Consider the following 13,768-nt stretch of genomic DNA (forward strand, 5'->3'; position numbering starts at 1 on the left):
CGTTGAAGAAGCTGATCAACACCCCGGAGAGCGTCCTGGAGGACGCCCTGGCCGGAGTCGCCGCCGCCCACCCCGAGCTGACGGTCGACATCCCCAACCGGGTGATCACCCGAGCCTCCCGCCCGGCCGGCCCCAAGGTCGCGCTGATCTCCGGTGGCGGCTCCGGCCACGAGCCGCTGCACGGCGGCTTCGTCGGCCCCGGCATGCTCGACGCCGCCTGCCCCGGCGAGGTGTTCACCTCCCCCGTCCCGGACCAGATGCTCGCCGCCGCCAAGGCCGTGGAGTGCGGCGCCGGCGTCGTGTTCATCGTCAAGAACTACACCGGCGACGTGATGAACTTCGAGCTCGCCGCCGAACTCGCCGCCGAGGAGGGCCTGGAGGTCCGTACCGTCCTGGTCAACGACGACGTCGCGGTCGAGGACTCCACCTGGACGGCCGGCCGCCGCGGCACCGGCGCGACCGTCCTGATCGAGAAGACGGCCGGCGCGCTGGCCGAACGCGGCGCCGGCCTGGACGAGGTCGCCGCCCTGGGCGAGCGGGTCAACGCCGCCTCCCGCTCCTTCGCGATCGCGCTCACCGCGGCCACCGTCCCGGCCGCCGGCAAGCCCGGCTTCGACCTGCCCGAGGACGAGATCGAGGTCGGCGTCGGCATCCACGGCGAGCCCGGCCGCCGCCGCGAGAAGCTCCGCCCGGCCCGCGACCTGGCCGCCGAGGTGGTCGGGACCATCCTGGCCGACCACCACCTGACCGCGGGCGACGAGGTGATCGCCCTGCTCAACGGCCTCGGCGCGACCCCGCTGCTGGAGCTGTACGTGGTCTACGGCGAGGTCGCCGCCCAGCTCGCCGAGCGCGGCATCACGGTGGCCCGCAGCCTGGTCGGCAACTACGTCACCAGCCTCGACATGGCGGGCTTCTCGCTCACCCTCACCAAGGCCGACGCCCAACTGCTGGACCTCTGGGACGCCCCGGTCGACACCCCCGCCCTCAAGCGGGCCTGAAGGGAGACGGCATGGACTTCGACACCGCCCTCGCCGAGGCCTGGATCCGCGCGATCGCCGCAGCCGTCGAGCGGGAGCGAACCCAGCTCACCGAACTGGACTCCGCGATCGGCGACGGCGACCACGGCAGCAACCTCCAGCGCGGCTTCAGCGCCGCCCTCACCGCCCTGGACGGCCTCCGACCCACCAGTCCCGGCGCCGTCCTCACCAAGACCGGCACCACCCTCATCTCCAAGGTCGGCGGCGCCTCCGGCCCCCTCTACGGCAAGGCCTTCCGCGCCATCGGCGCCGCCCTGCCCGAACCCGCCGGCCCGATCGCCGTCGCCGAGGCCCTCTCCGCCGGCCTGGACGCGCTCCGCATCCTCGGCAAGGCCGAACCCGGCGACAAGACCATCGTGGACGCCTGGACCCCGGCCGTCGCCGCCTTCCGCACCGCGGCCGCCGCCGGTGCCCCCCTCCCCGAAGCCGCCGCAGCCGCCGCCGAAGCTGCCGAACGGGGCGCCCACGACACCGTCCCCCTCCAGGCCCGCAAGGGCCGCGCCTCCTACCTCGGCGAACGCAGCATCGGCCACCAGGATCCAGGCGCCACCTCCACCGCCCTCATCTTCCGCACCCTCGCCACCACCACCGCCGACTGACGCCCCCACCCCCAACGGGCACCCAGGCACCACCCCCTCTTGGCACCCCGCACCCCGCACCACCCCCCGCCTCCCCCTCACCCTCACCCTCGACCAGGCGAGAGGAACGCGCTGCGGGAGGGGGCGGTGGAGGGGGTGGGTGCGGAGAGGGGCGTGACGGGTGATTTTCAGACCGCCAACGACGAGCACCCCGCGCGATGAGGGTCGGCGGTCCGAAAATCACCCAGCCCCCGGAGCACCCACCCCCGGAACCGCCCCCGGCACCACCCACCCCCCCGAAAGCCCCACACAACAACAGCCCCCCGCAACGCCCCCCACCCCGCCCCCTCAGTCCGTCCGAGCGACCAACAACAACAACGCGTCATCCCGCAACTCCCCACCCGTGTGCGCCAGCAGATCCGCGTACACCCGCCCCACCGCCGCCTCCAACTCCCCCGCCGAGCGCCCAGCTCCCCGCACCAGCGGCCCCACCCGCTCCGCCAGCGGGTAGAACTCCCCGCTCCTGGGGTGCCGCGCCTCGATCACCCCGTCCGTACACAGCACCAGGACGTCCTCCGCCCCGAACGGCTGCCTCCAGGTGGTCGGTTCGCCCGTCGCCAGCCGCCCGAGGCCGAGCGGCACCCACGGGTCGGGCGCGTCCAGGACGTGGGCCCGCCCCTCGCCGTCGACCCGGATCGGCGCCACGTGCCCGTACTGGAGCAGTTCCATCTCCCCCGGGGTGCGGAATTCGGCGAACAGCGCGGTGGTGAACTCCCCGTCGGGCACGTGCCGCTCGACGCTGGCCTCGATCCGCGCCGCGACGCCCCGCAGTCCGGCCTCGTCGTACGCGGCTTCGCGGAAGGCGCCGAGCACCACCGCCGCGGTCTGGACGGCCGCCAGTCCCTTGCCCCGGACGTCGCCGACCGCGACCCGGGTGCCGTGCGGCGTCTCCAGTACCGAGTAGAGGTCCCCGCCGATCCGCGAGGCGTCCGCCGCCGAGACGTACCGCACGGCCAGCCGCAGCGGGCCGACGGCCGGTCCGGGCAGCCGCAGCAGGGCCCGCTGGGCGGCTTCGGCGACGGAGCTGACCGCCGCGAAGGCCGCCGCCCGCCGCATCCGGATCTTGGCCACCCAGGCGGAGAACAGCGTCAACACCAGGTAGCTGACCATCGCACCGTAAAGGAAGCGGGCGTCGTTGATGTTGTCGACCTGGTCGTAGTGGCTGAGCCCGAAGACCGCGAGCAGCCCGACCGCGCAGACCGCGAGCAGTTCGCGGGGTTTGAGGGTGAGCGCGGCGATGGTCGGGACCACGGTCATCAGTGGCGCGAGGTACCGGTCCTTACCGGAGAGGAGGTCCGCGAGTGCGACCAGCAGGACGGCGAGCAGCGCCGGGGTCGCCCGCCGCCAGAACGGCACGTCCTGGAGGTCGGCGGCCAGCAGGGCGCCGCGCTGCCGGGCCTGGGGCAGTCCGGCGGCGGTGGGGGCCGAGGGCGACTGGGCACGGCGGATCGGAAGCACACATCGAACATAAGGGACGATCCCACCCCCGGCGGTCGCGGGCCGCCCCCCACAACCGTCCACATCATCCCCTAATGCCTGATTTGTCATAAAGTTCGACCGAAGCAGCTACTCCGCAGCTACTCAGCGGCTACTCAAAGGAGGCCCCGCCCGGTGTCCGGATACCGACCCGCTCCGCGCATCACCACACCCCCCGTCCGGACCGCCGCCCGGCCCCACCACTGGGTCAAGTTCTTCCTGACCGGCCTGCTGCTCTGGGCCTGCACCGTCCTGGTCACCTTCTTCACCGACAACAGCAACCTGGTCCCGACGATCGTGCTGCTCGGCAGCTTCCTCGTCCCGGCCACCGTGGTGATCTGGGCGTACGAGCGCTACGCGGCCGACCTCGGCGCGGACCGCATCTTCACCTGCTTCGGCATCGGCGGGGTGATCGGCGTCCTGGGCGCCTCGGTGCTGGAGTCGTACCTGCTCTCCCCCTCGGTGTGGATGTACGTCGGCGTCGGCCTGATCGAGGAGGCGGTGAAGCTGGCCGCACTGGTGCTGGTGAGCCGGCGGCTGCGGGTCGTCGGGCTGCGGTACGGGCTAGTGCTGGGCGCCACCGTCGGCGCGGGGTTCGCCGCGTTCGAGAGCGCGGGGTACGCGTTCAACGCCGTGCTGAGCATCCAGGGCCTCTCGCTCGACGACCTGGTGGAGACGGAGATCCTGCGCGGGGTGCTCGCGCCGGTCGGCCACATCCTGTGGACGGCGATCATCGGCGGGGTGCTGTTCCGCGAGCGGCGGGGCGGCCGTTTCCGCCTCACCGCCCCGCTGCTGCTGACGTACCTGGGCGTCTCGCTGCTGCACGCACTGTGGGACGGCATGAGCGGCATCGCCGTCTGGCTGGTCGCCCGGACCACCACCAGCGACTTCCAGCGCGCCCTGTTCGACCTGGGCTACATGCCGAACCCGTCCAGCGAGCAGGTCCACCTGTACACCGCGTACGACACCGCCGGACTGCTGCTGGTCTCCCTGGGCGGGCTGCTCTGGCTGCGGCTGCTGCTCCGACGCGAGCCGACCGCGCCGATCCCGGCGCAGCACCCCTCGGTCCCGGCCTGACCGGAGCCGTCGCCTACGATGCGATCCACCTCCCCCACCCCCTCGGGAATACCCCGCAGGGGTATGGTGTTCGAAGAGTAAGAGAGCCAGCACCCGCACCGACCTCCCGGAGGCCCCGATGTCCAGCACCATCACCTACACCGTGTCCGGCATGAGCTGCGGCCACTGCGAGAAGGCGATCAGCGAGGAGCTCTCCGTGCTGGCCGGCGTCACCGACGTCGCCGCCGACGCCCAGGCCGGTACCGTGACGGTCTCCTCCGACGCCCCGCTGGCGGAGGACGCGGTCCGCGCCGCGATCGACGAGGCCGGCTACGAGCTGGTCGGCCGCGCCGCCTGAGTCACCCCGGTACGGCGGGGCCGGCACCGGCCCCGCCGTACGCCCCCAGCAAGGAGCCCTCCGCATGACCACCTCCGCCCCCGGCGTCGAGGCACGGGACCGGGTCGAGCTGTCGATCGGCGGGATGACCTGCGCCGCCTGCGCCGCCCGGATCGAGAAGAAGCTCAACCGGATGGACGGCGTCGAGGCCACGGTCAACTTCGCCACCGAGAAGGCCCGGGTCGACTACGGCGCCGGCGTCACGGTCGAGGACCTCATCACCACCATCGAGCGGACCGGCTACACCGCCGAACTCCCCCTACCCCCGGCCCCCGTCGCCCCCGCCCCGGGAGAGCCGGAGCGCGGGGAACCGGAGCCCGCCGACCCGCTGCGCGAACGCCTGCTGATCGGCACCGCGCTCAGCGTCCCGGTGGTACTGCTGTCGATGGTCCCGGCCCTGCAGTTCACCAACTGGCAGTGGCTGGCCTTCGCCCTCACCGGCCCGGTCGTCGGGTACGGCGGACTGCCCTTCCACCGCGCCGCCTGGACCAACCTCAAGCACGGCGCCGCGAGCATGGACACCCTGGTCTCGCTCGGCACCCTGGCCGCCTTCGGCTGGTCCTGCTGGGCCCTGTTCGGGGGGCACGCCGGCCGGCCCGGGATGCACCACGACTTCTCCTTCACCATCGGCGCCACCGACCCGGCCGGCGCGCTCTACCTGGAGACCGCCGCCGCCGTCACCGTGCTGATCCTGCTCGGCCGCCACCTGGAAGCCCGCTCCCGGCGCCGGGCCGGCGCCGCCCTGCACGCCCTGCTGGACCTCGGCGCCAAGGACGTCGCAGTCCTCCGGGACGGTCGGGAGGTCCGGCTGCCGGTGGACCTGCTGACCGTCGGCACCCACTTCGTGGTGCGCCCCGGCGAGAAGGTCGCGACCGACGGCGTGGTGGTCGAGGGCAGCTCCGCGGTGGACGCCTCGATGCTCACCGGCGAGTCCGTCCCGGTCGAGGTCGCCGTCGGGGACGCCGTCACCGGCGCCACCGTCAACGCGGGCGGCCGACTGGTGGTCGAGGCCACCCGGGTCGGCGCGGACACCCGGCTGGCCCGGATGGCCCGGCTGGTCGAGGACGCCCAGAACGGCAAGGCCGCCGCCCAGCGCCTGGCCGACCGGATCTCCGCGGTCTTCGTCCCCGTCGTCCTGCTGGTCGCCCTCGCCACCCTGGTCGGCTGGCTGCTGGTCACCAGCAGCCCCACCGAGGCGTTCACCGCCGCCGTGGCCGTGCTGATCATCGCCTGCCCGTGCGCGCTTGGCCTGGCCACCCCGACCGCGCTGATGGTCGGCACCGGTCGCGGCGCCCAGCTCGGCATCCTGATCAAGGGCCCCGAGGCGCTGGAGACCACCCGCCGGGTGGACACCGTCGTCCTGGACAAGACCGGCACCGTCACCACCGGCCGGATGGCCCTGGTCGCCGTGCACACCGCCGAGGGCGTGACCGACGCCGAGGCCCTGCGCCTGGCCGGCGCCCTGGAGCACGCCTCCGAACACCCGATCGCCCGGGCGATCGCCCAGGCCGCCGCCGACCGCCCCGGCGGGCTGCCGCCGGTCCAGGGCTTCCGGAGCCTCCCCGGCCGGGGCGTGGAGGGCGTGGTGGACGGCCATGCGGTGGTGGCCGGCCAGGAGGCCCTGCTGGCCGACCGCGCCCAGCACCTGCCGCCCGCGCTGGCCCGGGCCAAGCGCGAGGCGGAGTCGGCCGGCCGCACCGCGATCGCGGTCGGCTGGGACGGCGAGGCCAGGGCCGTGCTGGAGGTGGCGGACGCGGTCAAGCCGACCAGCGCCGAGGCCATCGCCGAGCTGCGCACCCTGGGCCTGACCCCGGTGCTGCTCACCGGTGACAACACGCTGGTCGCCGAGGCGGTCGCGGCCGAGATCGGCATCGAGCCGCAGCACGTGATCGCCGAGGTGCTGCCCGAGGACAAGGTGGCGACGGTCCGGCGGCTGCAGGCCGAGGGCAAGGTCGTGGCAATGGTCGGCGACGGCGTCAACGACGCGGCCGCGCTCGCCCAGGCCGACCTCGGCCTGGCCATGGGCACCGGCACCGACGCCGCCATCGAGGCCGGCGACCTCACCCTGGTCCGCGGCGACCTGCGCACCGCGGCCGACGCCATCCGGCTCTCCCGCAGGACCCTCGGCACCATCCGGGGCAATCTCTGCTGGGCCTTCGGCTACAACGTGGCGGCGATCCCGCTGGCCGCCGCCGGACTGCTCAACCCGATGATCGCCGGGGCCGCGATGGCCTTCTCCTCGGTCTTCGTGGTCAGCAACAGCCTCCGACTGCGCCGTTTCCGGCCCGGAGCCCACCTGAGCCCGCCGGAGCCCACCTGAGCCGAGCCCCCGGGTCCGCCCCGGGCGCCCCGGGCGCCCCGGACCCCGCAAACGGCCGGACACCCCGAACACCCGCGGGCCCCGGACCGTCCAACGGTCCGGGGCCCGCGTCGTGACGCCTCAACGCCCCAGCAGTTCCCCGCCGTTGCAGTGCAGGATCTCGCCGGTGATGAACCCGGCCTCGGGCGAGGCGAGGAAGTGCACCGCCGCCGCGACCTCGCCGGTCTCGCCGATCCGGCCGAGCAGCGTGCGCGCCGCCCGACGGGCCACCTCGGCCTCGTCCAGTCGAGGCCCGAAGAACTCGGTGCCGGCCACCGTGCCCGGCGCGACGATGTTGGCGGTGATCCCCGAGGTGCCCAACTGGGCGGCCAGGAAGTGGTTCCAGGCGTGCAGCGAGGCCTTCGCCGCACCGTACGAGCCGGCCCCGCGCAGGGCGGCGATGGAGCTGATGGTGACGACCCGGCCGGAGCCGGGGGTGAGCCGGTCCCGGATCGACTCGGTGAGCAGCACCACGGTCAGCACGTTGCGCTCGAAGTCGCCGCGCCAGCGGGCCAGCAGGGCGTGCGGTCCGCCGCCGATCACCGTCTCCCGGCTGCCGGCGTTGTTCACCAGCACGTCGATGCGCTCGGGCAGTTCGTGCAGCGCGGCCTCGACCGCGTCCGGGTCGGCGAGGTCGCACACCAGCGGGGTGACGTTCGGCCCGAGGTCGACTGCGGCCTTCTCCAGGACCTCGCGGCGGCGCCCGACGATCACCACGTGCTCGCCCGCCTCGGCGAACCGCCGCGCGACTTCGTACCCGATTCCCGTGCCACCGCCGGTGACGACGACGTTCCTGGCCATCTGCGCACTCCCTCCCCAGTTCCGCCGTCGCGCGACGAGGGGGCGCGACGGTCCGTACCGGAATGCCACGATTCCTATCACGCTCGGTTGCCGTGACTGCGGGGAGGGTGACGTCGCGCCCGGGGGAGGGTGTGATATGAGCACGGTACGGAGTGCCTACGGAGCGTGGCGAGAGGCAGCTCACACCCCCCGGGCGTAACTTCTCGCACCCTGATACGTCTTAGGTTGGTAGTGCGGCAGTTTTTCCGATGGGTGGGGCGCGATCAACGGCAACGTGTCCCCGCGCTTCCAGCGGCTGCCGCCGACGGGGCTCCGGCGGGCCCCGGGAACGGTCGTCGAACTCTCGACGGCCTTCGCGCACGGCGCCGGGGTGTGGCGGGTCAGGGACGCTTTGAGCGGCCGTCCCCGGCTGCAGCCGACCCCGGAGTCGTGCGTCGTACGGTTCCATCCCCGCGCGCGGGCCCTTCCGGGGTCCGCGCGCGGGGACGCGAAGGGGCCCGGCCGCTCAAGCAGCGGCCGGGCCCCTCTCGGTCGGTGTGCCGTCAGCGGCGCCCGGTCAGCGCTGCTCGAGCTCGACGTAGTCGCGGATCGCGGTGCCCGTGTAGATCTGGCGCGGGCGGCCGATGCGGCTGGTCGGGTCGTTGATCATCTCGTGCCAGTGGGCGATCCAGCCCGGCAGCCGGCCGAGGGCGAACAGCACGGTGAACATGCTGGTCGGGAAGCCCATGGCGCGGTAGATCAGGCCGGTGTAGAAGTCCACGTTCGGGTACAGCTTGCGCGAGATGAAGAAGTCGTCCTTGAGGGCGTGCTCCTCCAGCTTGAGCGCGATCTCCAGCAGCTCGTCGCTCTTGCCGAGCTGGCCGAGGACCTCGTGCGCGAGCAGCTTGACCTGCGCGGCGCGCGGGTCGAAGGCCTTGTACACGCGGTGGCCGAAGCCCATCAGCTTGACGCCGGCTTCCTTGTTCTTCACCTTCGTGATGAACGAGTCGACGTCGCCGCCGTCCTTCTGGATGCTCTCCAGCATCTCCAGGACGGCCTGGTTGGCGCCGCCGTGCAGCGGGCCCCACAGCGCCGAGATGCCCGCCGAGATCGAGGCGAACAGATTGGCGTGGCTGGAGCCGACCAGGCGCACGGTGGAGGTCGAGCAGTTCTGCTCGTGGTCCGCGTGCAGGATCAGCAGCTTGTCCAGCGCGTTGACGATGACCGGGTTGAGCTCGTAGTCCTCGGCGGGGACGGCGAAGGTCATCCGCAGCAGGTTCTCGACGTAGCTCAGGTCGTTGCGCGGGTAGACGAAGGGCTGGCCCATCGCCTTCTTGTGCGCGTACGCGGCGATGGTCGGCAGCTTGGCCAGCAGGCGCACGGTCGACAGGTGGCGCTGGGCCGCGTCGAACGGGTTGTGGCTCTCCGGGTAGAAGGTGGAGAGCGCGCCGACCACCGAGGACATCATGGCCATCGGGTGGGCGTCCCGCGGGAAGCCCTGGAAGAAGCGCTTGACGTCCTCGTGCAGCAGGGTGTGCTGGGTGATCTCGCGGTTGAACTCCGCCAGCTGGTCCGCGTTGGGCAGCTCGCCGTTGATCAGGAGGTACGCGGTCTCGATGAAGCCGCCCTGTGCTGCGAGCTGCTCGATCGGGTAGCCGCGGTACCGCAGGATGCCGTTGTCGCCGTCCACGAAGGTGATCGCGGACTTGTACGCGGCGGTGTTACCGAAGCCGTTGTCCAGGGTGACCAGGCCGGTCTGCGGGAGCAGCTTCGAGATGTCGAAGCCGGAGTTGCCCGCAGTGCTCTCGACGACGGGGTACTCGTACTCGCCGTCCTGGTACCGCAGTACTACCGAGTTGTCGCTCACGTCTTCCTCACCGACGAAATGAATCCTCTTCCAAGGTGCCCTGACTGTCTCCACCATCCCCCATCCGGAGCACAGTCGCGCACCCGGGGTGGCCCGGAAGGGCCCGCCCCTACAAAACCTGTTGCCGCTGCCGGTACGAACCGGACAAGATCGGCACCACCCTAGGCTCTGCCGTAAATCTCTTCACGTCAAGAGAACATTAGAGGCAACCATCCTGTTGGATAATCATCCAGACGCAAGTCGATGATCGAGCGCGGCATGCCGCCGACCTGCACTGACGGCCCTCACGGCCTGTGCGATCGCCTTCCGTGACCCGACCAGCACCACGAGTTTCCTCGCCCTGGTCACAGCGGTGTAGAGCAGATTTCGCTGGAGCATCATCCAAGCGGACATAGTGACCGGAATCACCACCACCGGGTACTCACTGCCCTGCGAGCGGTGGATCGTCACCGCGTACGCGTGGGCGAGCTCGTCCAGTTCGTCGAAGTCGTACGACACCTCCTCGTCCTCGTCGGTCAGCACCGTCAGCCGCTGGTCGTCCACGCTGAGGGCGGTCACCACTCCCACTGTGCCGTTGAAGACCCCGTTCCGCCCCTTGTCGTAGTTGTTGCGGATCTGGGTGACCTTGTCCCCCACCCGGAACGTCCGCCCGCCGAAGCGCCGCTCCGCCAACCCCTCCCGGGCCGGGGTCACCGCGGCCTGCAGCAGCGTGTTCAGGTTCCCCGCCCCGGCCGGGCCGCGGTGCATCGGGGCCAGCACCTGCACGTCCCGGCGCGGGTCGAACCCGAACTTCTGCGGGATCCGACGCGCCACCACGTCCACCGTCAGACCGGCCGCCAGCTCGGCGTCCTCCTCCACGAACAGGAAGAAGTCGGTCAGACCCTCCGTCAGCGGCGGCTTCCCCTCGTTGATCCGGTGCGCGTTGGTCACCACGCCCGACTGCTGCGCCTGCCGGAAGATCCTGGTCAGCCGCACCGACGGGATCGGCCCGCCCTCCGCCAGCAGGTCCCGCAGCACCTCGCCGGCGCCGACCGAGGGCAGCTGGTCCACGTCCCCCACGAACAGCAGGTGGGCACCCGGCGGCACCGCCTTGACCAGCTTGTTCGCCAGGATCAGGTCCAGCATCGAGGCCTCGTCCACCACCACCAGGTCGGCGTCCAACGGCCGGTCCCGGTCGTACGCGGCGTCACCGCCCGGCTTCAGCTCCAGCAGCCGGTGCACCGTCGAGGCCTCCGCCCCGGTCAGCTCCGCCAGCCGCTTCGCCGCCCGCCCGGTCGGCGCCGCCAGCACCACCTTCGCCCGCTTGGCCAGCGCCATCATGACGATCGACTTCACCGTGAACGACTTGCCGCAGCCCGGACCCCCCGTCAGCACCGCGACCTTCTCGGTCAGCGCCAGCCGCACCGACTGCTCCTGCTCCGGCGCCAGCTCCGCCCCGGTCCGCTTCGCCAGCCACTCCAGCGCCACCGGCCAGTCCACCCCGGCCGACCACGGCAGCCGGTCGGTGTCCGAACGCAGCAGCCGCAGCAGCTGGTTGGCCAACGAGATCTCCGCCCGGTGGAAAGGCACCAGGTACACCGCGGTGATCGGCTCTCCCGCCTCCCCCGGCACCGTCTCCCGCACCACCCCCTCGGCCGCGACCAGCTCCGCGAGGCAGTCGATCACCAGCCCGACGTCCACCTGCAGCAGCTTCACGCCGTCCGCGATCAGCCGCTCCTCCGGCAGGTAGCAGTGGCCCTGGTCGCTGCTCTGCGACAGCGCGTACTGCAGCCCGGCCTTCACCCGCTCCGGACTGTCGTGCGGGATGCCCACCGCCTGGGCGATCCGGTCCGCCGTCAGGAAGCCGATGCCCCAGACGTCCGCCGCCAGCTTGTACGGCTCGTTCCGCACCACCCCGATCGAGGCGTCGCCGTACTGCTTGTAGATCCGCACCGCCAGCGAGGTCGACACCCCGACCCCCTGCAGGAAGACCATCACCTCCTTGATGGCCTTCTGCTCCTCCCAGGCCGCGGCGATCTTCCTGGTCCGCTTCGGCCCCAGCCCCGGCACCTCGATCAGCCGACCCGGCTCGTTCTCGATCACCTCCAGGGTGTCCACCCCGAAGCGCTCCACGATCCGCTCCGCGAACCGCGGCCCGATCCCCTTGATCAGCCCCGACCCCAGGTACCGCTGGATGCCCTGGACCGTCGCGGGCAGCACCGTCGTGTAGTTCTCCACGGTGAACTGCCGCCCGTACTGCGGGTGCGAACCCCACCGCCCGTGCAGCCGCAGCGACTCCCCGACCTGCGCCCCCAGCAGCGCGCCCACCACCGTCAGCAGGTCGTTCGCACCGCGGCCGGTGTCCACCCGGGCCACCGTGTAGCCGGTCTCCTCGTTGGCGTAGGTGATCCGTTCCAGCACGCCCTCGACCTGCGCGAGCTGGCGGACCACCTGCTGTGCGTGCTGCCCCGACTGCGCCGCCTTGCCCACCGGAGCCCCCCTTCGACCGGTACGGGTGGACCATTCCGTTACGCACCGTACCGCCCGGCGGGGACAAGCCCGACCGCCCGCGGACCCGCCGTGCACCACCCCCACCGAGGTGCCAGGCTGGAAGGCCCAGGGGGCGCCGACCGCGCCGGCGCCCGTACGGGACCGTCCTAGGAGCAGAGCCGCCATGCTCAACACCGACTTCCGCCCCGGTTCGCCGGACTGGCTCGACCTGAGCAGCCCCGACACCCGGGCCTCCGTCGACTTCTACACCGCCCTGTTCGGCTGGAGCTTCGACCCGGCCGGCCCCGAAGCCGGCGGCTACGGCTTCTTCCAGCTCGGCGGCCGGACCGTCGCCGCGCTCGGGCCGCTCGCCGAGGACGGCAGCCCGCCCGGCTGGACGGTGTACTTCGCCACCGACGACGCCGACCGCACCACCGACCTCGTCCAGCAGGGCGGCGGCCGGGTGCGGTTCGGCCCCTTCGACGTCTTCACCTCGGGCCGGATGGCCGGCTACACCGACCCCACCGGCGCCGCCTTCGCCGTCTGGCAACCGCACGACACCCGCGGCCTGGACCTCGTCAACGAGGAGGTCAGCCTCTGCTGGACGGAGTGCTACAGCATCGACGCGGAACGGGCCAAGAGCTTCTACCGCACGGTCTTCGGCTGGCAGGAACAGGACGTCCCGCTCGGCGAGGCCCTCTACACGGTGCTCACCCCGGCCGGTGGCGGCACCGACGACGCCCACGGCGGCATCATGCAGCTCGGCCCGGAGCACACCGCGCGCGGCACCAGCTCGCACTGGCTCCCCTACTTCGAGGTCCCCAACGTCGACGCGAGCCTCGCCATCGCGGACCGGCTCGGCGCGAAGGCCCGGATCCCGGCGACGGACGTGCACGGCGTCGGCCGTCTCGCCCAGCTCCAGGATCCGCACGGAGCCGTCTTCGCCGTCATCACCAGCACCCCGGCCGGGGACTGACCGCACATCGGCCCAGAGGGGCCCTGGAAGGGCGCTACGGGCGTAGACAAGGCGCCTGGGGCCACCGAGGGGCTTCCTTATCCTCTGACCATGACTGAAACGGCTGTTCTGACGATCCGACGGGCCATCGAGGCCGACCTCCCGGCCATCGTCGCCATGCTCGCCGACGACCCGCTCGGCGCCACCCGCGAATCCCCCGACGACCTCACCCCGTACCGCACCGCCTTCACCCGCATCGACGCCGACCCCCACCAGCACCTGGTCGTCGCCGAACGCACCGGCCGCACCGTGGGCACCCTGCAGCTCACCCTCGTCCCGGGGCTCTCCCGGACCGGCTCGACCCGCGCGATCATCGAAGGCGTCCGCGTCCACGCCGACGAACGCGGCAGCGGGCTCGGCACCGAACTGATCCAGTGGGCCGTCGACCGCGCCCGCGAACTCGACGCCGACCTCGTCCAGCTCACCTCGGACGCGACCCGCACGGACGCGCACCGCTTCTACGAGCGGCTCGGCTTCGTGGCCTCACACCTCGGATTCAAGCTGGCGCTCTGACCGGCGCCCCGGATCCCGTTTCCGCCGGAAACGCGAAAAGGCCCACCCGGAAACCCGGGTGGGCCTTTTCTGAAGAATTGTTCGGCGGCGTCCTACTCTCCCACAGGGTCCCCCTGCAGTACCATCGGCGCTGTGAGGCTTAGCTTCCGGGTTCGGAATGT

Annotated in this window: 11 protein-coding genes and 1 rRNA gene; 7 read left to right on the plus strand and 5 right to left on the minus strand. The window is 72.1% G+C overall.

What is annotated here, in order from left to right:
* The first annotated feature begins 2 nt into the window (after window positions 1-2).
* Both dhaK and dhaL read left to right on the plus strand, forming a co-directional pair.
* Complete coding sequence (gene dhaK / locus ACZ7BZ_RS10570) at window positions 3-998, plus strand: dihydroxyacetone kinase subunit DhaK (protein WP_470358017.1); 996 nt, start codon at window positions 3-5, stop codon at window positions 996-998.
* 11 nt (window positions 999-1,009) lie between these two features.
* Window positions 1,010-1,636, plus strand: a complete 627-nt coding sequence (gene dhaL, locus ACZ7BZ_RS10575; RefSeq protein WP_470358018.1) for a dihydroxyacetone kinase subunit DhaL — start codon at window positions 1,010-1,012, stop codon at window positions 1,634-1,636.
* A 327-nt stretch (window positions 1,637-1,963) separates the two neighbouring features.
* Here dhaL and ACZ7BZ_RS10580 read toward each other — a convergent pair whose 3' ends face one another.
* Window positions 1,964-3,133 carry a PP2C family protein-serine/threonine phosphatase gene (locus ACZ7BZ_RS10580; protein ID WP_470358019.1) on the minus strand — a complete coding sequence of 390 codons (1,170 nt, stop codon included), beginning with the start codon at window positions 3,131-3,133 and terminating at the stop codon, window positions 1,964-1,966.
* 153 nt (window positions 3,134-3,286) lie between these two features.
* On the opposite strand from ACZ7BZ_RS10580, the gene ACZ7BZ_RS10585 reads away from it, so the two are divergent.
* The 3 genes from ACZ7BZ_RS10585 (at window position 3,287) to ACZ7BZ_RS10595 (ending at window position 6,924) form a co-directional block, all read left to right on the plus strand.
* A complete protein-coding gene (locus tag ACZ7BZ_RS10585; RefSeq protein WP_470358020.1) occupies window positions 3,287-4,228 on the plus strand; it encodes a PrsW family intramembrane metalloprotease in 942 nt (313 codons plus the stop codon).
* A gap of 118 nt (window positions 4,229-4,346) precedes the next feature.
* Complete coding sequence (locus tag ACZ7BZ_RS10590; protein ID WP_380463469.1) at window positions 4,347-4,565, plus strand: heavy-metal-associated domain-containing protein; 219 nt, start codon at window positions 4,347-4,349, stop codon at window positions 4,563-4,565.
* Window positions 4,566-4,629: 64 nt separating this feature from the next.
* On the plus strand, window positions 4,630-6,924 hold the full coding sequence (locus ACZ7BZ_RS10595; RefSeq protein WP_470358021.1) for a heavy metal translocating P-type ATPase: 2,295 nt from the start codon (window positions 4,630-4,632) through the stop codon (window positions 6,922-6,924).
* Window positions 6,925-7,044: 120 nt separating this feature from the next.
* On the opposite strand, the gene ACZ7BZ_RS10600 is transcribed toward ACZ7BZ_RS10595, so the two are convergent.
* The 3 genes from ACZ7BZ_RS10600 to recD2 all read right to left on the minus strand — a co-directional run bounded on the left by ACZ7BZ_RS10600 (window position 7,045) and on the right by recD2 (window position 12,079).
* Window positions 7,045-7,764: an SDR family NAD(P)-dependent oxidoreductase gene (locus ACZ7BZ_RS10600; protein WP_380463472.1), complete on the minus strand. Its 720-nt coding sequence runs from the start codon at window positions 7,762-7,764 to the stop codon at window positions 7,045-7,047.
* A gap of 556 nt (window positions 7,765-8,320) precedes the next feature.
* Window positions 8,321-9,610 (minus strand): citrate synthase, encoded by a 1,290-nt coding sequence (locus tag ACZ7BZ_RS10605; protein ID WP_380463474.1) that lies wholly within the window; start codon window positions 9,608-9,610, stop codon window positions 8,321-8,323.
* Between the two features lie 225 nt (window positions 9,611-9,835).
* Window positions 9,836-12,079 (minus strand): SF1B family DNA helicase RecD2, encoded by a 2,244-nt coding sequence (gene recD2 / locus ACZ7BZ_RS10610; protein WP_470358022.1) that lies wholly within the window; start codon window positions 12,077-12,079, stop codon window positions 9,836-9,838.
* A 184-nt stretch (window positions 12,080-12,263) separates the two neighbouring features.
* Here recD2 and ACZ7BZ_RS10615 point away from each other — a divergent pair, with 184 nt between their 5' ends.
* Together ACZ7BZ_RS10615 and ACZ7BZ_RS10620 are read left to right on the plus strand one after the other, a co-directional pair.
* Window positions 12,264-13,055 (plus strand): VOC family protein, encoded by a 792-nt coding sequence (locus tag ACZ7BZ_RS10615; RefSeq protein WP_470358023.1) that lies wholly within the window; start codon window positions 12,264-12,266, stop codon window positions 13,053-13,055.
* Window positions 13,056-13,145: 90 nt separating this feature from the next.
* A complete protein-coding gene (locus ACZ7BZ_RS10620; RefSeq protein ID WP_470358024.1) occupies window positions 13,146-13,607 on the plus strand; it encodes a GNAT family N-acetyltransferase in 462 nt (153 codons plus the stop codon).
* A gap of 79 nt (window positions 13,608-13,686) precedes the next feature.
* On the opposite strand, the gene rrf is transcribed toward ACZ7BZ_RS10620, so the two are convergent.
* A 5S ribosomal RNA gene (gene rrf / locus ACZ7BZ_RS10625) occupies window positions 13,687-13,768 on the minus strand; the annotation flags it as partial.

This window comes from Kitasatospora sp. NPDC036934 (assembly GCF_055608425.1).